The organism is Pirellulales bacterium (genome assembly GCA_035533075.1).
Classification (GTDB): Bacteria; Planctomycetota; Planctomycetia; order Pirellulales; family JAICIG01; genus DASSFG01.
In genome coordinates this window covers 20,992-41,074 of record DATLUO010000031.1, presented here as the reverse complement: position 1 = coordinate 41,074, position 20,083 = coordinate 20,992, and the positions used below count along the sequence as shown (strand labels likewise).

The window sequence follows — 20,083 nt, the reverse complement described above, 5'->3', positions numbered from 1 at the left end:
AGCCCCTGACATGAAACTCGTCATCCACCCGCCGATCGAAAACGACCGTCTGGAGAAAGTCGCCGCCGCCGCGAAGCCGATGGAGGTGGTCAACGCCCCCGACGCCCCGGCAGCCCTGGCGGCGATCGCCGAGGCCGACGCCTTTTTTGGCAAGCTGACGCCGGAACTGCTGGCCGCCGCCCGCCGCCTGCGCTGGGCGCAATCACCCACCGCCAGCTTAGAACACTACCTGTTCCCCGAATTGATCGCGCATCCGCTGACGCTGACGAACATGCGGGGCCTTTTCTCCGACGTCATCGCCGATCACGTGCTGGGCTATGTGATCTGCTTCGCTCGAAACTTCCACTATTATATCCGGCAACAGGCCGAGGGGTGTTGGGCGCCGGTGGGCGGCGAGCAGGCGCGGTCGGATTTCCTCTACGGGCCGGGCGTGGCCAGTGCGATCGACCGCGCTCACCGGCACCTTGCCGACGCCACGATGGGCATGGTGGGGCTGGGACACATCGGAGCCGAGATCGCCCGGCGGGCGTTGGCCTTTGGCCTGCGGGTGATCGCGGTCGATCCGCTCCGCACGGAGCCGCCGCTGGGCGTGGCGGCCCTGTGGCCGGTGCCGCGCTTGCCGGAGTTGTTGGCGGAGAGCGACTTCGTGGTGATTGCCGCGCCGCACACGCCCGACACGGAGAAGATGTTCCGCCGCGAGCAATTCCGGCAGATGCGGCCGAGTGCCTACCTGATCAACATCGGCCGTGGGGCGATTGTCGATCTGGCCGACCTGACCGCGGCCTTGACGGAGGAAGAGATCGCCGGAGCGGGTCTCGACGTGTTCGAGACCGAGCCTTTGCCGGCCGATCATCCGCTCTGGCGGATGTCGAACGTCATCATCACGCCGCACGTGGCGGGCACGTCGCCGCGTATTGCCGAACGCCACCTGGGCGTGCTGTTGGAGAACATCCACCGTTTTCGTCGCGATGAGCCGCTGATCAACGTGGTGGACAAGGCACGGTGGTTTTAGCAGTCAGGTGGTCGTGGCAACCTCACTCGGGTGCAATGCGAGATAGTCGCGCACTTCGAGTTGCATGCGATCTGTTTCCGCCAGGAAACCTGAGGCAGACAGGCGGTAGCTCATCGGGTTTGTCTCGACCTTACGCAAATGGGCGATCTGCTCTTGGAAATGCCGGATCCGCTCCTGCGTCGCTTCGAGCTCTTGATCGTTACGAATCATGATTGCTCCTCGATAATTTCAACGATGCCGCGTGCGCGACCACCGCGTTTTACCTGCCAGTATTCTACTGCCGCTTGCTCGCCGTCGAAACAGGCCAACCGCCGGAGAAGATCGCCTTCCTCGTTAAAGGCCGGCAATGTCACATAACTCTCCCTGCTACTCTGGCGTTTGTGGTCGTCTGAGGCGGCGCGGTCGTCGACTTGGACGACCCGATCACGTGAGATTGTGGCATTTCTTTTACGCGAAGCGTTGAAAAAAGGCAACCAGCCCCCCCCTTTCGGAAGGGCCGATCTCCAGCGCCTCAACCACAAATGCCCATGGCCCTAAGCAGTTAGGTGTGCTGCGGCAATCCCTGCTCAGGGACGGCACCCGGTTTGCTTTCCCTCTACAGCAACCCACTGTGGCGAGCGAGCCTTTGTCCCCTCAGGCTCTCTTGCCCGGTTGGGTCGCGGTGGCTGGGGCAGAGGTTGGCCAAGTCGAGGTCGAGCGTAGTCGACGACTGGGCGGCCAACCGATGCCCCGGCTCGCACGCACCGGGGCATCGCCGCGACGACGCCTTGGGGTAAGAACCACGCTGGCACCGCGGCTCTGCCCCAGCCACCGGCCCTGAACCCTGAACCCTTCCTCATGACCCTCGTCGATTTGCTTGAGTTGGCCGCGGTGGTCACGGCGCACGCACCGCTCGTGCTCCGCTCTGACCGGCAAATCTCGCCAGAGGCGCTGCGGCAATACTGGTCGGTCTGCAAATGCCGCCAGCAGCGATGGTCGCGATCGCTGAAACAGCTTCGCCTTCGGCCTGTGCTGGAAGAGATTCTGGCCACCGAAGTTCTGACGCGCGTCTGCGCGGCGGTGCTGACGGCCCACGATCGCCGGCGAGAAACGGCCGATGCCGAACCGATTGCCCGGAGCGTGTTGACCGGCCATCTCGAAGCCCGCCACCGCGCCTTGACTCTCCTTCTCTGCGGGCCGGGCGTCGGTGCCCAAGACGCCGGCGATTTGAACCGGCTGCGGCGGCAAGTGGAGCGCTGGAACGACATGCTCATCGGCAGCTTGCTGATACATGACGACGTGGCTGAATTCGCCTTCGATGCCGCGCTGGCACACGAATTCGCCGACGATACTCGCGATCGCCCGTCTTGGCAACAGGGCGGCACCGCCTGGTCGATGGTGGCGCATTCGCTCAGGGCGGGCTTTCAGGCCTCGGTGGGTCGCGATGGCCACAGCGACGGCAACGACCAGCTTGCCGCCGCGATTCTCGGTTGTCTGGGACCCGACCTGTTCGACCCGGTTGGGCTGCCCAGATCGCTGTGGCACATCCGGCTGCTGCACACGGCCGACCGCGTACAGGACATGATCGAGGAGCTGTTCGCCGCCGAACGCCAAAAAAGATAAACGGCCCTTCTCCTGCGTGCAGCTTCGGCGTTAGATTGTAAAAGACGGCACGATTATCAAAGACGGACCCGCACGGACGGCACGACCCGACTTTTGCACGCCGACGGCTCCCAGCTTCGCCCGCCTGCCGATGAAGATGACGGCGATGAATGTCCCCGCACGCAAGCCCGCAACGTGAGATTTACGATGCTCTGGTTCCCTCGACGCACAAGCAAGAAAAAGTCGCGCAGCAGCGCGCCTCGTTCCGGTCTTTCCAGATCCGCTCACCGAGTGAGCGGGCGACATAGCCGCTTCACCCGGTCCAGCCGGCAATTCGAATCGCTCGAAGTTCGCCTGGCTTTGTCGACTGACACGTGGACCGGCGTGCTGGGCGCAAATTGGAGCACAAACATCTCGGGCGTGACGAACTGGAGCGGCAGCGTGCCCGTCAGCGGCGATTCGCTGGTTTTCCCCGCCGGCGCTTCCAATCTGACCAACACCGACGATATCTCCGGCCTCTCCGTCAATTCGGTTACGTTCAATGGGGCGTCGGGCGGTTATAACCTCGGCGGCAGCACTCCGCTGACCATCACGGCGGGCGTCACCGACAGCGACACCAGCGGCACCGACACGATGAACCTGCCCCTCGTGCTGGGCGCCGGCCAAACGTTTACCGTCGGCAGCGGCGCTCAGCTCAATGTGGGCGGCGTCGTGAGCGGCTCGGGCGGGCTGACCAAAGCCGGCGCCGGCACCCTGGATTTGCTTGCCGTCGACAGCTACAGCGGCGGCACCACCGCCAGCGCCGGCACGCTGCTGGCCGACGGCACCATCGGCGACGTAAGCCTGAACGGCGGCACGCTGGGAGGCTTTGGAACGACGGGCACGATCACGGCCACGGCGGGTGGCGGCACCATTTCGCCCGGCAGCGTCAGCTCGCCAGGCGTGCTTACCACCGGCGCCGTGACCCTCGATGCGTCGACCACTTTCAACGTGCTTCTGGACGGCACGGTCGCCGGCAACGGACCCGGCAACTACAGCCAACTCGCCGCCAAAGGCGCGGTGAATCTGGGCGGTGCGAACCTTACCGCGTCGCTCAACATTCCGCTCACCACGACGACCCCGTTTACGCTGATTCAATCGACCGGCACGATCACCGGCACCTTCGCCCAGGGAAGCAGCCTGATCATCAACGGGCAGCGGTTTCAGATCACCTACAATGCCAGCAGCGTGGTGCTCACGCCCGCGAACACCACCGACACGCTGGTCTCGTCGGCCAATCCCTCCCAGCTCAATCAATCGGTGACCTTCACCGCGACCGTCTCTCCGGCCAGCGGACTGAGCGGCACGCCTACCGGCACGGTAAGCTTTTTCGACAATAATGGCACGACGCTGCTCGGTTCAGGCACGCTGTCGACCGTCAACGGTCAGCAGGAAGCGACGTTCACCACGTCGGCGCTGACGGCCGGCACGCACTCGATCACCGCGTTCTATTCCGGCGACAGCAGTTTCAACGCATCGACGTCGTCGACGCTTTCGCAAAAAGTCACGGCCATCGTCACCACTACGACGCTTTCGACGCCCCAGAACGCCATTTCGCCCGGCCAGTCGATCACGCTGACCGCCGTCGTCAAGTCGAGCGGCGTAGGCGTGCCCACCGGTTCCGTAAACTTCTTCGACGGCTCGACGCAAATCGGCAGCGCCTCGCTGACCACGGTCAACGGCCAACAGCAGGCCACCTTCACTACCTCGTCGCTGCCGATCGGCAACCGCCAGCTCTCGGCCCAATACACGGGCAATTCGACCTTCGGCAGCAGCACTTCGTCCACTCTGGTGGAGTTGGTGGGCAACACGGTCGAGCGCTATGTGAACCAGGTCTATATCGAGCTGTTAGGGCGCGACGCGGAGACTTCGGCCTTGACGTACTGGTCCGCCGCCTTGAACGCGGGGCTTGCGCCGATCGTGATGACCCAGCGCATCGAAGGGAGCCAAGAGTACCACATCCGCGAAATCGACTCGGTCTTCGAAGCCTATCTGGGCCGGCTGGCGGATTCCGCCGCGCTGAACAGCTTCAACCAGTTGTTGACCGAAGGCTACTCGATTGCGGCCGTCAAGGCGATCGTGCTCGGCTCGGACGAGTATTTCAATTTGCACGGCGGCACGGTCAATGGTTTTGCCGACGGGCTGTACACCGACTTGCTGGGCCGCCACGTCGATCCGGGCGCGCTGGCGGCCATCGGGGCGGAGCTTCCCGGCGGCGGCACGCCCGTCACGCGGGCCACCGTGGCCACGCAGGTGATGTCGAAGCTCGAGTATCAGCAAGTCCTGGTGCAATCGTTATATCAGACGTACCTCGGCCGCAACGCCGACGCCAACGGCGCGAACTATTTCATCAGCCAGTTGAACGCGGGCGGAACTGAGGAAGGCATCGTCTCGCAGATGGTCTCGTCGCAGGAATTCTTCAACTCGATCGGCCCGTAGCAGAACCACCGCCGCCGCCCTAACAGCTCGGCAATGGCTTCCGCTCGACTCTTAACGTTGCCGGTGCGCCATTTGATTTCGCCCGCGGCAATTCGGCGGCCGGCGACGCTTCCAACGTGACGACGATGCTCTTGAACGCCGGAGTCTTCGAGAGCGGATCGGCGTGACGGGGCACCAGCACGTTGGCCTCGGGGTAATACATCAGGGCGTTGCCGACCTTGATTTCGGCGAACGGCCGCACCAGGATGCCCGGCAGCGAGCCGGCTTCGCTGTGAACGGTCACACGCTGGTTCTCTGCCAATCCCAGTCGCTCGACGTCCGTGGGGTGCAGCAGAATGACGTCGCGGCGGTCCTGGCCGCGATACAGGTCGTAATCTTCGTAGACGACCGTATTGAACTGGCCCTCGCTGCGGACGGTCATCAATCGCAGGCTGCCGTCGCCGCCCGGCAGATCGGGCAACGTGTGCGTGTGCAACTTTGCCCGGCCACTCGCCGTGGGAAAACGCGGCTCGTGCAGCACGCGGCCGCTGATGGCGAACTCTTCTTTGGTGCGGTCGATGCGGGCGATCTTTTCGAAGCCCGGCACGACGACCGCGATCGCTTCGCGGATGCGCGAGGTGTCGCGCATCGCCGACCAGTCGATCGGCGTACTGCCGTCGAGCACGCGCTGGGCGAGATCGGCCAGAATGTCGACTTCACCCCGCGGGCCCTCATGGCGCGCCGGGCCACCGTCGCTGAGACGGATGAAGTTGAACATCGATTCTTGCGTCGTCGGCTGGGGCTCTTCGTCGCGTGCCAACACCGGTAGGATCAGCGTTTCTTCGGCCAGACCGTGAGCATGGCCGGTGTTGAGTGTTGTGTTGAGATAGACCAGCAGGTCGAGCTTGCCGAGGGCGCGGGCCGCGAACCGGGCTTCGGGCGACGCGCCGTACAAGTTGCCTCCCAGACAGACGCCGACCTTCAAGCCGCCGCCGTCTGCCCGCTCCAGGCATTCCAGCGTGTCGAGGCCCGGCCCGCTTGGCAGCTTGACGCCGAAGTGCGCTTCCATCCGCTCAAACAGCGCCTGCTTGAGTTTCGGCATCACGCCGACCGAGCCGATGCCTTGCACGTTCGAGTGGCCGCGAATCGGCAGCAGGCCGCTGTTGGGCCGCCCCACCATGCCGCGCAGCAGCGCCAGGTTGGCGATGGCCTGCACGTTCTCGACGCCATGCACGTGGTGCGTGATGCCCATCGTCCAACTGAAGACCACGTGGTTGGCCCTGGCATACCGGTCGGCGATCGCGTCGATTTCTTTACGCTCGACGCCCGACTTGCGGCAGATTTCAGCCCAGTCGAGCGTGCGCAGCCACAGCGAGAATTCGTTCCATCCGTCGCAGCAATGGTTGAGATACTCCGCGTCGATGGCCTGCATCTCGTCGATGCGCTTGGCGATGCCCGCCAGCAGCGCCAGGTCGCCGCCGATGTGCGGTTGCACGTAGAGGCTGGCGATCTTCGTGCCGAAGAGCAGGCTGCGGACGTCGCTGGGCACGCTGAAGTTGACCATCCCGGTCTCGATGACCGGATTGATCACGATCACCTCGCCGCCGCGTCGGCGGACCTGCATCAACGTGCGCATCAGCCGCGGATGGTTGCTGGCCGGATTGCCGCCGATCACGAACACCAGATCGGCGCCGTCGAGATCGGCCAGTCCGACCGTGGCCGTGCCGGTGCCGACGGAACTGGCCAGACCGACTCCGCTGGCCTGGTGGCAGTAATAGCTGCAGTTGTTGACGTTGTTCGTGCCATACAGTCGGGCAAAAAGTTGCAGCAGAAAGGCCGCTTCATTGGAGCCGCGGCCGCTGAAATACCAGAAGGTCTCGTCGGGCACGGTTGCCCGCAGCTTGTCGGCGATTTTGGCCAGCGCCTCGTGCCAGCCGATCGGCCGGTAATAATCGTCGCCGCGGCGGAGCACGACGGGCGTGGTGATGCGTCCGCACGACTCCAGCTCGCGCGGCGTGAAGGCCTGCAGTTGGGCCACCGAGTAGGTGCTCCAAAAATCGCGGCGGATGGCGCCCTGCATATCGGCGGCCATGGCCTGCAGCGACTTCTTGCAGACCTCGGGGAAGTGGCCTTGCTCGTTGACCATGCCACCCGCCTGCCCGCCCATGCCGACCGCGCAGGTCTTGCAGGCATTTTTGCTGCGCATGGCCTTCCACAGCTTCCACAGGCCGCCCACCTCGCGGCCTTTGCGGAGCGTGTACCAGACCGCCGGCCAACCTCCGCCCGTTTTGACTTTTCGCATCGAAATCGCTTGCCTCAACCGCCCGTTCGCCCGAAGTTCAGTTTAACACCAGGGAGTCGCCGTCTGAAAGCGGGGCGGGGCTACTAATCTCCCGCGAGCCGGTCGAACACGGACGGATCCGCTGGTCGAGACGCCTCTTTCCGCGGTCTCACGTTTCCAACACCGCCTTGGGGCGGTAAACTCGCATAAAAGAGAATCTTTCGGTGTCGGATTGGGTGCCCTAGACAAGTTCACGCCGCGAACAACATGACGACCTTTGACAAGATCCACATCCAAGGGTTCCGACGTCTGCACGACGTCGATCTCAAGCTAAGGCCGCTGATGGTGCTGATTGGGGCCAATGGATGCGGGAAGACGTCGCTGCTCGATGTCTTCTCGCTGCTGGCGGCATCGGCGTCTGGAGACTTGAATCAAACGATGAGTGACTTGGGCGGAATCGAGAGCAATTTGAGCAACTTGGCGTCGGCCAACGGCGGAAAATCGCGATCCATGGCGTTCGATCTCGCAATGGGAAATAAGCATCCCGAACCGATTCGATATCGCGTCGCGCTGGCCGCCCGCGGAGTCGGCTATGAGATCGCCGATGAAACGCTGACGCAGCCGCAGATGCAGGAGGCCCGCGAGATCAAACGAATCGACGCACATCATGGAGACGTACATTACTGCTCGCCGGACGGCAGCCGCATTGCACCGAACTGGGACTATGACGCCGCGGAAACGGCGTTGTCGCAGGTCCCGAAGGTGTATAAACAACCGGAGGATTTTCGCAAGCGTTTGGCGTCGTCCACCCACTACCACGTGCTCGATGTGAGCCGGCGTGCGCCAATCCGTCTGCCACAGCAGATGCGCGACGCCAGATTGCCAGGCCATGACGGCGCGGACCTGGTCTCCTGCCTCTACACGCTCAGGGAAACCGATCCCGACCGCTACGACACAGTTGAGGATACATTGCGAGCGGGGTTTCCCGGCTTCGAGCGCCTGAATTTTCCGCTGGTCGCCGCCGGTACCGTGGCCATGACGTGGAAAGACGCAACGAGCAAGCAGCCTTTCTATATGCACCAGCTTTCGGAAGGGACGCTCCGTTTTCTGTGGCTGGTGTCGCTTCTGCAGAGTCCGGGATTGAGCGCAGTCACGCTCATCGATGAACCGGAGGTGAGTCTCCACCCGGAACTCCTGTCACTGCTCGCGGACCTGTTTCGAGAGTCGTCGCAACGGACTCAACTCATTGTCGCCACGCATGCCGACAGGCTGGTGCGCAGCCTGCAACCATCCGAAGTTGCAACGATTGACGTGAACGACTCGGGAGCGGCCGAGATGACGTGGGCCGACGAGCTCGACCTCGATCAATGGCTCGATGATTACACCTTAGATGAGGTCTGGCGGTTGGGGCGCATGGGGGGCCGGTCGTGAGGATCGCCATTCTCGTCGAAGGAAAAACGGAGACAGCGTTCAAACCGCACCTGCTACGATTTCTACACGGACGATTATCGGGCAAGATGCCCAAGCTCGACATGGTGCCTTACGACGGCCGCATTCCAACCGGAGAGAGGCTAAAACGCGACGTCGAGCGGTTGTTGCGCGACAAGCGACGCGCAGCGGATGCCGTGATTGCACTGTCCGACGTTTACACGGGGTCCCGTCCACCCGATTTCGAAGCGGCCGATGACGCCAAGGCTAAGATGCGTGCCTGGGTGGGCAACGAGGACCGGTTCCATCCCCACGTGGCCCTACACGATTTCGAGGCATGGTTGCTCCCGTTCTGGGCAAAGATCCAGAAGCTAGCCGGCAGCAATAAAGCCGCACCAGGGCCGGATCCGGAAAAGGTCAACCACATTAAACCTCCGGCCCATATCTTGGCCGAGGTCTATCGAACAGGTCAGAAGGGCAAGAGCTACGTCAAGGCGCGCGATGCTGGTCGTATTCTCGCCGGGGAAAATCTCCTTGTATCCGCGAACGCTTGCCGTGAGTTGAAAGCCTTTCTGAACACTATTTTGAAGCTCTGCGACGAGGATCAGACGATCCCGTAGTCACCCGTAATCATTTTCCGCATTGCTGCACAGCTCATGGCCGGTACAGTGCGATTGCTTCTGCCGGTCGCTCCGCACTTTCAGACGTCGGGCCATACACCACCGGTTTCCAGGTCGATGCCTCGATCCGCTCGCGCGTCACGGCCAGATGAATCGCCCCGCAATCGGCCGTGTTCAAAACGCACGCGCCGCGCTGGCGATAGGCCCGGTCGACCTCGGGCCGGCGGTCGTTGGCACTGCCGCTGACGACGGCCACTTCGGGCGTGCTCCAGGCGGCAAAGCCGGGCGGATTGCTGCGGGCACTGCCGTGGTGCGGCGTGAGAACCACGTCGCAGTGGCAGGGCGATTCGGCCAAGAGGTCGTCGATGCCCGGCGATTCCAAGTCACCGGTCAGCAGAATCCGCCGGTCCTGATATTCGACATCGAGCACCAGGCTGTTGGCGTTGTCGCTGCCCAACACGCCGCGGCGCGTCGGATGCCAGACTTCGAGCAAGCAATCGCTGGCGACGCGCAGCCGGTCGCCCGACCACGTTTCGCGCAGCGGCACGCCGGACTGCCGCACCGCCGCCAGCAAGGTCTCGATCGCGGGGCTTTCGTCGCGCAACATCGCCGGAGTCACATAGATCACTCCCACGCGGAACTTCGTCAGCAACTCGGGCACCGCGTTGTAGTGATCGACGTCGGCATGCGAGAGCACGATCGCGTCGAGACGCGTAATGCCGCGGTGCCAGAGATAGCCCGCGATGGACCGCGCCCCGGCTTCCGGCGAGCCGAGCCGGCCGGCGTCGTAGAGCACATTCTCGCCGCCGGGCAACTCCAACAGCACCGCGCACCCGTGGCCCACCGACAAGAACGTGCATTCCAGCCGCGGCGAGGCACGACCGGCTGCCAGGGGCAAGCCGAAGCCCAGAGCGGTCCAACCGGCGAAGCCCGCCAGGCACCAACGCGGCGGCGGACACCAACGTGGCGCAACCACGCACGCCGCCAGCGCCGCGTAGAAGCCGGCCAGCCACCAGAATGCCGGCCCCGGCGCCCAGGCGTGGCTCCAGGGAAGCGAGGCTGCGTAGTCGATGCACGCGTCGATGGCCCACAGAGACCAATCGCAGACCGCCCCGCACATCGCCGCCAACGGCCAAACGAGCCACCCTACGGTCAACAACAAAAAGCCCGAGATCAGGGCCGTGGCGACGGGCACGGCCAACAGCGGCGTCAGCGCCAACGTGGCTGGCGAAATCAAGTGAAACTGCGACAGCACCAAGGGCACGCCCGTGGCCCACACGCAAAAGCTGATCGCGAAGCCTTGCAGCAGGCGGCTGGCCCAACGGCGCGCCCGCTTGACGTGCCACGGCCGCGTTTGTGCGATCAGGCGATCGAGCGGATCGGCGATCGGTCGCGGTGCAAAGCGGCCGCCCGCCCCGATCAGCGCCGCCACCGCCAAAAACGAGAGTTGCGGACCGATGCGGAACAGATCGCAGGGGTTCATCACCAACACGACCAACGCCCCTGCTGCCAGCAGATTAAAGGAGAGCGGTCGTTGACGGAGCAACGTCGCCAGGCAGACCAGCAGCACCACGATGGTCGCTCGGACTGCCGGCGGCTCCGCCGAAATCACCAATGCGTAGACAATCGTCGTGATGGCGACGCACGCCAGCGCCAAGCGACGTCCGATCAATCCCAGCCGCAAGATGCCGAACAAGAACATCGACAAGATGCCGACGTGCAGCCCGGAGATCGACAACAGATGGATCGTGCCGGTCTTGGCAAAAGCCACGTTCGTCTGTTCGTCGAGTTCGTCGCGCACGCCGAGCAGCAGGGCAGACGCCAGCGCGGCCCGGCGGGCATCGATCTGTCGCCACAACAACTCGTGGCCGCGCTGCCGCAGGCGGTCAAGCAGGCCGGCGGGCGACCAAAAGCTGCCCCGCTCGATAACCTGGACGCACTCGACGAAATCGGCGGCCAGCCGGCTGCGTTGGCGATCGGCCCGGCTATGGCCGGCGAAATCGAATTCGCCGGGGTTTTGCGGACCGGCCGGTGCGGAAAGCTGCCCGACAATTCTCAGGCGGTCGCCGCGATGGACATCGCTGACCGTGCCGTCGACCCACACCTGCGTCATGCCCGATGCCGGCAGCCAGCGGTCGCCGTCGCGCAACGCCACAAGCTGAACGGTCAGGCGACTGCGGTCTTGCTGCTGAATGGCGCGCAGTGGATTGGGCGGCCGGGCCGCGATCTGCCGCGGACTGCCAATCGCGATCGCCTCAACGCAAGCCGGCCGCGGCGACTCGGCGGCATAGAGGCCGATCTCGTGCCTGTCCGACAGGAACCAATGTTGGTGATGCCAGGCGCCGCCGAGGCCCGCCAGCGCCAACGCCAATAGCGCGGTCGGCAATGCAGTGCGTCGTCGTCGAACCAAAAACCAGAGGCACCAAGTTGTGAATCCTAGGGCAAGCCAGGCGTCGGTCCGCAACGCAACGAGGCGATCGGCGACGATGCCCGCCGCGCATGCCGCCGCCACCAGCACCAACGGCTGATAACGGGGCCAGCGGCGATCACCAACCGTGTCGTCACCATGCATTGCTTGCACGCTCGTCGTTGACGAATGACTTGTTGCCGGATAGACGTCCCGATCTTGGCCAGAATTCCGCCTCGGCCGTTAAAAACTTGGCCTTGTGGCATTCCCGCGATTATCCCATTTTTCTGCCGCGGTGGTAAGCCACCGGCCTTTATTTGAACTGCGCCGGCCCGGCGGGTATCCTGTTGGGTATGAGCGATCTTCAAAGTCCCGGCTGTGTGGTGCTTCTGGTAGACGAGTCGTCGGGCATGGGGGCGGTCATGCGCGAGCTGACCACCGAAGGCAAAGCCTCCACGCGGCCCAACGCCGAGCGTGTGGCCACCGCGGTCAATGCACTCTTGAAGCAGTTGGCCGGCGGCCCGAGCTTCGATCTGGCCCTGGTTGGCTATCAGTCCGATGCTCAAGGACAAGTCAACGTCGGCCCGCGCTGGGGCGGTCCGCTGGCCGGACGCGAGTTTGTGCCGAGCGGCGAGCTGTCGGCCGCGCCGCTGCGCATGGAAACGCGCGTCCGCAAACTGCCGTCGCCCGGCGGCTTCGGCCCGCCGCGAGAAGAGACCGTCGAGTTCCCAGTCTGGTACGCGCCCACCCTGGGAGCCAAGGCGCCGCAGATTGCCGCCTACAATTCTTGCCGCGACCTGATCGCGCGGTGGGCCGCCGACGCAGGCCCCTCGCCGGGCATGCCGCTGGTCATCCACATCGCTTCCGGCGCGTCGGGCGACGGCAATCCACAGCTCGCCATCAGCAAGTTGCTGGAACTGACCACGCCGGGCGGACATCCCTTGGTGCTGCAGGCCCATCTGGCGGCGTCGGCGGCCGTGGTCACGTCGCTCTATCCGTCGAACTACGTCTATCTCACGCTCGGTTCTGCCCGCGATCAGTTTCGCCGCGCGAGCGTGCTGCCGCCGCACCTGGTCGAGGCCCTGCAGGAGGCCCACGTCACGGTCAACCCCGGCGCACGCGGGTTGATCTACAACGCCAAGATCGCCGACCTGATTCAGATGCTGTCGCTGGTGAAGGCCCACACGCGCCACTGGCCGTCGAAGGGCGGCGTTGCGGCCCCGCCGGCGCCCGGACCGATGGCGGCCCAAGCGGCGCCCGCGGCCGCTGAACCTGCGCCGAGCGACGCGTCGCCGCTCGCCGCGGCCGGCAAGGAACAAGCGGCGCTGCTGGCCTTCGTGCTCGATCGTTCGGTGGCCGATCCCTTCGCCACCAGCGTGCAGAACCCCGTGGGACGGCTGCAGGAGCACGCCAACGACCTGTTGAAGCAGGTCTCGAAGATTGCCTCCGGCGTGGTGGACGTGGCCCTTGTCTCCTACGGTCTCGATTCGTCGGGCGAGGTCGACGTTCGCGGGTTCGAAGGGCCGCTCGCCGGCCAGTCGGTTGTCCATCACACCGATCTGGCCGCCGGCGCCCTCCGGGTGGAAGAGAGCGAAGAGCAGGTCTCCAACGGCATCGGCGGGCTGATCTCGCTGACCCGCAAGAAGCCGATCTACTTCGACCTGGAGCCGACGGCGGCGGCCCCGCCGGTGACCGCCTTCGAGCGCGTGGCCGAGCTGGCCGCCGAGTGGTGCCGGCAGCACCGCGCGGCCTGCCTGGCGCCGGTCGTGCTGCATCTGACGCGCGGCCAAATCGAGCCGGGCGACGTCGATTGGATCGCCGGCGCGCTGGCCCGCGTCGATTCGGCCGCCGGCCCCGTGACGCTTTATCACCTGGTGGTCACCGAAGAGCCGCACAAGTCGCTGGCCTATCCGGCCAGTGACGAGGAGTTGCAATCGCCCGCCCTGAAGAAGCTGTGGGCAACGACCAGCCTGTTGCTCGACGGCGAGCGGTTGGCCGCGGACAAGCGGCCGGTGACCGCCGAGTCGCGCGGCATGGTGGTCAATGGCAAGTTCGATCTGCTCGTCGATCCCGTCCGGCACGCGCTGGAGACGGCCTGAAAAACCGCGACGCCGGGCTGCGCGCCGTGGGGCTACCGACGGGGGGGTGGGCGCCGTGCCCACCCCTCCGGAAGCACGGGATCTGCGGGATTGCCTCCCGGTTGCACCCCTCTCTGTCAACTTTTCGAAGATCGATCAGCGACGCTTCGCGTCGTCTGCCACGGTCAATCTGGCAACGCACCACGGACTGCCGACGAGGATTCGTGGGCGGTCGAATTACCGTTGACGGAAAATAATTATCGTTGACAAAAACAAAACGCGTGTCCGATTTCCCCGCGCTGCAAACCATTTGGCGGTCGGACCTTGCGGCGACAGCCCGGCGCGGCTCATTTTCGCGCCGCAACGATGAATCTGGGGGGTGGGGCGATTTTGGATTGCCGATTTTGGATTTTGGATTGCGACTGCGGCCGCCCATTTTTCTGTCTGTATTCTTTCTGTCATTCCTCTGGTTCTACCGCGCGGCTGGCTTGGGTTGTTTCGTGATTCCCGGCGCGCCGGGAAAGGCATCACGCTCCGCCGTGATGGGCCCCTCGCGTCGCATAAAAACTATCGGGCGAGGTCGCTCATCGCATCCGTCATCTTGCGCTGCAATTGGCTTGCACCGCTCCGTGGAAGCTCATCAGCTTATCTCTCTCATCCCTCATCCCTCATCCGTGAGTCAGTTGCTGATGAATTGAGCACCGAAGCAGCACCATGCGTACATATTAGGCAGTCAGCCCAAAAGCAGTACCGATGGGTGGTTCGTTGCCAAAAAATGCCGTATTTTATCGGTGTTTGCAAATTTGCAAAAGCCGTGGATCGCTCAGCCGCACTCGACCGTCGTGCGAGGCCGCTGCCCACTTCTTAGGCACGGCCGTAGCACCGAAGGTGCGTCATTCGACAGCCCAGGGTGGAACCCTGGGTATCGGGAAGGCACAAATCGTCTTTAGCCCTGTAAGGGCGTCATTCCCCATCCTGCGCACGGAATCGTGGCAGAGGCAACCGTCGGGCGCGGCCCCGCGAATGACGCCCCGTTTGGGCTGACAATTCTCTTCCCGTCAGAACCCCAGGGTTCCGCTGCGCTGCACCCTGGGCTTTCGAGTGCAACCCCTTCGGGGTCGGGATCTAAAGTCGCGCAAACAAGGCGTCCTTGGCCGCCACCACCGCCTGCGTTTGCGCCGGCGTCGGGTAATAGTCGGCCAGCGGCGTTCCGGTGCCGGCGGCCGGCGCCGAGGGATTGTTGGCGTACTCCGGCAGGTTCGTGATCTCCTGCTCGATGGTGCGGTCGGTCGCGCCGGCCTTCATTTGGCTCACATACTGCGCCTGCTCGGCGGCCGTCGGTGCGCGGAACAGATACTCTTGGAACCAGCCGGCCACGTCCTGGCCGAACGACTCCGGGCTGTCGAAAAAGCCCAGCGCGATGTTGTAGCGTACGGTGCCGGCATCGACGCCCGCCGCCGTCTGCTGCTGGTAGTAGTTCATCCAGAACGACTCGCCATTGGGGTCGGGCGTGCGGTTGAGGATGCGCTGATAAAGGGCCGCGATCCACGACTGCGGCGTGCCGCCCGCCGAGCTAAAAAACTCCGGGCTGTCGGCGAAACCGGCCTTGATCTGCTCCGGTCCGCCCGTGGCGTGCCAAACTCCCTTCCAATACGTCAGCCCGTTCGCGTCGAGCGGCCGCAATAGGTATTGCTCGTAATAGTTGCCCAGCACCTTGTCGAGCAGCTCGTCGCTCTCGAAGAAGCCGAACGCCATGTCGCCGATCTTGCCGCCGTTGTTGAAGTAATTGGTCCAGTATTGCAGACCCGCCGGGTCGGGCGTGCGATTGAGCACGGACTCGTAGAACTTCCAGACCACGCCGGCGTGCTGCGACAGCACGGTGACGGTCTGAGTCGCCTTGTCGCCCGATGGGTCGGTCATGTTGAACGGCGCGCTGTCGAAGCCGAGGAAACTCACGGCCGGCGTATAGGTGAACGAGCCGTCGGCGTTGAACGTGAACGAGCCGCCCTGCGCTCCCGTCACCGTGCCCGCGGCCACATTCCCGTGACGGGAGGCGGCACCGCCGGCCAATAGCCCGTCGGCAGCCGATACGCCGACTGATCCCGAACTGGTCGTGTAAATCCAGTCTTGAACCGATATGTCGAACGGGCTCGATGTAGCAGTATTCGACGTAGCATCGCTTGCAGTAAGGACGTAGCCTACGCCGCCTTCATTCATCGACAAGTTATTGAATGTCGCGTCGCCGTTGCTGTCGCTCGTCTCGGTGAGGGTGCCATTAAGTGCGCCGTTGCCGGAGTTAACGCGCAGAGTGAGGGTGACTGGAATGCCCCCCAGAGCGTGGCCGAGCGCGTCAGCAACATGAACCGTCGTGCTGAACGGCGCACCAACGAATGTATTCGCGGAGGGCTCGGAGCTGATAGTTACGGCGATCGGCGAAGGCAGCAGGGATTCGAGACCGTTGACGAAGTTGGGCTCCAGGAAATCAGTGTCGATTACTTCGGACTGCTGCAAGAAGGCGGCCGCATTCGTGCCGACGCCGGATCTCGGGTACGAAGTATCCTGACTTACAAGGCGCAGGAACGTCCCAAGCAGCGTCGGCATCGTAGCAGTCGCCTGCAGCGAATTCGTATCGGCGCTCGCGACAGCCAGAAACGAAGCAGCATCTCCCATAAAGCCCGAATTGAGGAACTGTTGGCCGTCGCTCGCCGCTTGCGTGAGGAAAGAACCGACGTCCGCGCTCAATGTGGATTTGCTGAACAAGGTGCCAGATTTCGCGGCCTGTTGTAGAAACGTCCCAATTTCGCTGGCAATGGTCGGATCGCTCAGCAGGGCCGACTCCGCGCTGCCCTGTTGCAAGAATTTCCCCACCGAGGTAGCAAAGGCGGAGCTCATGAAAGCAGGGCCGTCTTGCACCGCTTGTTGTAAAAAGCTGCCCAGGCCATTAGAAAACCCCGAATCCGTCGCGCTAAACGGATATTGCTGAAGGTATTTGCCGACCCCGGCTACGAGCGGAGAATTCACAAGATCAAGCCCGTCTGCTTTCGCTTGTTGGAGGAGCTCTCCCACCCCGACCGCTAGCGGCGATGACTCGATGGAACTGTCCGCGCCACCGGCCTGCAGCAGCAAATCGCCAACCCCATTAGCAATTTCAGAAGTGTCGAGTGATGTGGTGCCTGCGACCTGCTGCAAGAGCGCCCCGACGCCCTCGGCCAGAGGCGACGTAGTTAAACCGCCGGATACAGCCTGTTGTAAAAACGTTCCGAGACCTTGGCCCAATCCTGTGCTTACGAACGTGCCGAGACCGGTCTGGCTTATTTGATTGACAAAGCTGGCGATATTACCGGCGAGGTCTGAGCCAGTGAGCTGATCGGCAACCGAATTATCGAAAAATGATAGCGCGTCTTGCGCAAACGTATTACCAAAGGCACTGCTCGTAATCTGTCCACTAACTGCCTTGCTCAGCAGCGATACAGCATCGCTGGCAAACGGCGTATTGCTGAGGTTGTCGCTTGCGATTTGTTCGAGCAACGAGGCGCCCGAGTCAGCGAGCGAGGCGAATGATAGATTGCTCCAGTTGCCGGAGACTGCGGCGTTAAAGAATCCCAGCACGGCGGAGTTGACAAATGGCAGGTCTGCAGAAGCGTCCGACACCTGGCTCAAAAAAGATGAGGCTTCCTGAAGGAACGTCGAGCCGATTTCTGAGTTCTCCAGCGCATCGCCAACGCCGCGCGTAAGACCGTCAAGGGCCCCTTGGGCAGCTTGGCCGAGGGCGCTATTGAGCGTTCCTCCGTCGGCCAAACCTTTCAGAAACCCACCGACGGCTTTGTTTAGACCGCCATCCAGCACGTTGGCAACGATCGAATCGTCGACCGGATCCACAGAACCAACCAAGCTGCCGACAAGGTCAGCGCCGTCCAGAGCCGAGAGCCCCGCGCCAAAGAATTGCGTCCAGTTGAAGGAGCCTCCGTTCACGGCAATGTTGAGGCCCTGGTCCACGGCATTCGCGACGGCCTGATCGACCACGCCGGCAAGAACGTCGGCAGCCTCGGCACTGATGCCTAAGGCGTCCGCCGCGTCCCCAACAAGGTCCCCGACAAGGCCGAGAATAGGGTCCGCGACAAGGCCGACAATAGGCCCCAACACAAGACCTCCGACGAAAAAAAGGCCCACCTCAAGGAACCCTAAGAATGGGCTCGGCTGGGGCTGTTGTACGCTCGGTTCAGTGTACGTGTAACTCGTGCCGAACTCACTCGCGGCCGTCGGCTCGCTGTAGTCCCACGGGTTTCCAGGCTGGGTTGGACCGGTTGTCACCGATACGCCCGTCAGGAAGTAACCTGTCTGCGGGTTGCCGGGTGGCATAAAGGCTTGGATGTCTTCGTCCACCAAAACCGTCCCCGCGCTGCTCTGCGGGACGAGGAACATCTCAAAGAGCCCCGTTTGAGGTACCACAAGCCAGCTAGGAAAGTTCGTGTCCCAGGTGTCCTTAATTGTCACCGCCATTGATCCATCGGCCAGGAGATATACCTGGGAAACGGCAGTGAGCAGAGGAAGGTTGACGGGGTTGCCGGGGCCGCTGAGGTGCTCGAAATTGAATGTGAAGTAATGTAGTTCTGCGTTTGTCGCCGCGAAGCACCACGCGATCACATAGGGCGTGCTGCCCTCGAGCGTGGGATGCTCAAGCAGGAAGGGCGAGGACAAATGAGCGATGACGGCGATGATGACCCCATGTGGGTCGATATGGAAAGACGAAACTGCATTCCACGACCCATCGGACCACTGCGTGGCTGCGATCATCACTTGTCGCTGGTCGAACCGTGCAGCGGAGGTGGGGTCGAACAACACCAGGTCGCCGTTGGCCTCGAGTGCGACAACCTGCCCGGTTGTGTCGAGCATGAATGAGAGTACAGCGTTGGTATCCAGTTGCATGGAGGTTGTCGCCCCTGGCGCAAATCGCGTTAGGACATCGCCTGTGTTCAGCGTAACAACGCCACCCCCGCCATCGACTGCGAATGTTTTGACGTCGGACTCGATGTTCTGTGACGAGTCGGACCCAGGCGCGAACTGAATCAGGTTCCCGCTTCCCGTAGGCACATATAAGCTGCCAGGTGATAACTGTTGGATCGTTGTACCCGGTATTCCAATTCGAGCTATGCTTCCTGTCCGAGACGAGCTCGACGCGGAGTTCGCTGTCTGTGCGACGACAAAGCCGGCTCCGTCGACCACAAACCCGGTGATGTTGCTAGCCATTAGCTGCGCCGTGGTAGCGCCCGGTGCAAAGCGCACGAGATCGTGACTGGCATCAAGCGCGACGAGAGATCCGGACCCGTCTAACAGAAACTGTTGGGCTTGAAGTGTGTCGGATCCGTCCGGTTCATAGAGCGGCTGCGGTGTGGTTGAACCAGCGGCGAACCGGACTAGCGGTCCGCTCGTGGTATTCGGGATTGGCTCAAAGGCGATTACCGATCCGCTGGAATCGACAAGAAACGTAATGACGCTGACTCCGGGAGCCATCGGCTGAGCTTTATCAGAGCCAGGGGGCAATAGCCACAAAGCGTTGCTGTTGTCCAGTGCCACCGAATCACCTTTGCCGTCGAGGGCGAGCGCCGTGTATGACCCGTTGATCACGCTCGGCATATCACTGCCAGGACTCCAACGCAGCAACTCGCTGCCTGACAGCGCAACCATTGAACCGCTCTGATCAACGACGAAGCTTCTCACATCAGTAGCCATGACTGCCGGCGGAGGGCTGGAACTGTCGGGAAACTCAACCAAAGCATAATCGTTACGTGCCGCAACCGCGGCTCCGCGCTCAACCCTCAGGTCGGTGAAGACGCCGCTGTAGGGGTTGGGCTCCGTCGATCCCGGCTTGAACCAGTAGACAGAATCAAAAGTTGCGCCAGGTGCTGCCAGCGCGGTGACGACCCCAGAGATATCGATTACAAAACTCCTCACACCGCTGAGCATGACCTCTCGAGATGGCGAGTTGGCCGGAAACAGAACAAGGTTTCCGGTGTCCTCCAGCGCTACGGCTGCGCCGGAGGCGTCGAGGCCGAACGTCGCCACGTTCGTGTCGATGACCTGTGTCACATTCGAGCCCGCGGCCTTCATTTCTAGCCAGCCGCCGCTTGACGCGTCGGTCAGCGAGTAGACCGTTCCTTGTGCGTTCGTCTCCGTCTGCAGAACGCTCAGCATTCGCCGAGTTTCCAGCCTCTGGAAGTT

11 protein-coding genes are annotated in these 20,083 nt (G+C 63.0%); 6 read left to right on the top strand and 5 right to left on the bottom strand.

Annotation, left to right across the window (positions count from 1 at the left end; all coding sequences use genetic code 11):
* The first annotated feature begins 10 nt into the window (after positions 1-10).
* On the top strand, positions 11-1,012 hold the full coding sequence (locus VNH11_03590; GenBank protein HVA45445.1) for a D-2-hydroxyacid dehydrogenase: 1,002 nt from the start codon (positions 11-13) through the stop codon (positions 1,010-1,012).
* A 3-nt stretch (positions 1,013-1,015) separates the two neighbouring features.
* On the opposite strand, the gene VNH11_03585 is transcribed toward VNH11_03590, so the two are convergent.
* On the bottom strand, positions 1,016-1,222 hold the full coding sequence (locus VNH11_03585; GenBank protein HVA45444.1) for a hypothetical protein: 207 nt from the start codon (positions 1,220-1,222) through the stop codon (positions 1,016-1,018).
* Positions 1,219-1,365: a hypothetical protein gene (locus VNH11_03580; GenBank protein HVA45443.1), complete on the bottom strand. Its 147-nt coding sequence runs from the start codon at positions 1,363-1,365 to the stop codon at positions 1,219-1,221. Before VNH11_03580 ends, VNH11_03585 begins: the two co-directional genes overlap by 4 nt.
* A gap of 484 nt (positions 1,366-1,849) precedes the next feature.
* On the opposite strand from VNH11_03580, the gene VNH11_03575 reads away from it, so the two are divergent.
* Both VNH11_03575 and VNH11_03570 read left to right on the top strand, forming a co-directional pair.
* On the top strand, positions 1,850-2,614 hold the full coding sequence (locus VNH11_03575) for a hypothetical protein (GenBank protein ID HVA45442.1): 765 nt from the start codon (positions 1,850-1,852) through the stop codon (positions 2,612-2,614).
* A gap of 339 nt (positions 2,615-2,953) precedes the next feature.
* The gene (locus VNH11_03570; GenBank protein HVA45441.1) at positions 2,954-5,071 is read left to right on the top strand and encodes an Ig-like domain repeat protein; all 2,118 of its coding nucleotides are present in this window, start codon (positions 2,954-2,956) and stop codon (positions 5,069-5,071) included.
* A gap of 19 nt (positions 5,072-5,090) precedes the next feature.
* Here VNH11_03570 and VNH11_03565 read toward each other — a convergent pair whose 3' ends face one another.
* A complete protein-coding gene (locus VNH11_03565) occupies positions 5,091-7,352 on the bottom strand; it encodes an FdhF/YdeP family oxidoreductase (GenBank protein ID HVA45440.1) in 2,262 nt (753 codons plus the stop codon).
* A gap of 246 nt (positions 7,353-7,598) precedes the next feature.
* On the opposite strand from VNH11_03565, the gene VNH11_03560 reads away from it, so the two are divergent.
* Positions 7,599-8,762, top strand: coding sequence for an AAA family ATPase (locus VNH11_03560; protein HVA45439.1), 1,164 nt, complete (start codon positions 7,599-7,601; stop codon positions 8,760-8,762).
* Entirely contained in the window at positions 8,759-9,379 is a 621-nt protein-coding gene (locus VNH11_03555; GenBank protein HVA45438.1) for a DUF4276 family protein, read from the top strand. The genes VNH11_03560 and VNH11_03555 overlap by 4 nt, the downstream gene beginning before the upstream one ends.
* 34 nt (positions 9,380-9,413) lie before the next feature.
* Here the strand turns inward: VNH11_03555 and VNH11_03550 are convergent, their stop codons facing one another.
* Positions 9,414-11,951: a ComEC/Rec2 family competence protein gene (locus tag VNH11_03550; GenBank protein HVA45437.1), complete on the bottom strand. Its 2,538-nt coding sequence runs from the start codon at positions 11,949-11,951 to the stop codon at positions 9,414-9,416.
* Positions 11,952-12,139: 188 nt separating this feature from the next.
* Between VNH11_03550 and VNH11_03545 the strand changes: the two genes are divergently transcribed.
* The gene (locus tag VNH11_03545; protein HVA45436.1) at positions 12,140-13,885 is read left to right on the top strand and encodes a hypothetical protein; all 1,746 of its coding nucleotides are present in this window, start codon (positions 12,140-12,142) and stop codon (positions 13,883-13,885) included.
* Between the two features lie 1,104 nt (positions 13,886-14,989).
* On the opposite strand, the gene VNH11_03540 is transcribed toward VNH11_03545, so the two are convergent.
* Positions 14,990-20,056, bottom strand: coding sequence for a DUF4214 domain-containing protein (locus VNH11_03540; protein HVA45435.1), 5,067 nt, complete (start codon positions 20,054-20,056; stop codon positions 14,990-14,992).
* Positions 20,057-20,083: the final 27 nt, after the last annotated feature.

Excerpts from the sequence above, each read along its gene's own strand:
- VNH11_03590 (HVA45445.1), top strand. The coding sequence starts at position 11 with ATGAAACTCGTCATCCACCCGCCGATCGAAAACGACCGTCTGGAGAAA.
- VNH11_03585 (HVA45444.1), bottom strand. The coding sequence starts at position 1,222 with ATGATTCGTAACGATCAAGAGCTCGAAGCGACGCAGGAGCGGATCCGG.
- VNH11_03575 (HVA45442.1), top strand. The coding sequence starts at position 1,850 with ATGACCCTCGTCGATTTGCTTGAGTTGGCCGCGGTGGTCACGGCGCAC.
- VNH11_03565 (HVA45440.1), bottom strand. The coding sequence starts at position 7,352 with ATGCGAAAAGTCAAAACGGGCGGAGGTTGGCCGGCGGTCTGGTACACG.
- VNH11_03560 (HVA45439.1), top strand. The coding sequence starts at position 7,599 with ATGACGACCTTTGACAAGATCCACATCCAAGGGTTCCGACGTCTGCAC.
- VNH11_03550 (HVA45437.1), bottom strand. The coding sequence starts at position 11,951 with ATGCATGGTGACGACACGGTTGGTGATCGCCGCTGGCCCCGTTATCAG.
- VNH11_03545 (HVA45436.1), top strand. The coding sequence starts at position 12,140 with ATGAGCGATCTTCAAAGTCCCGGCTGTGTGGTGCTTCTGGTAGACGAG.
- VNH11_03540 (HVA45435.1), bottom strand. The coding sequence starts at position 20,056 with ATGCTGAGCGTTCTGCAGACGGAGACGAACGCACAAGGAACGGTCTAC.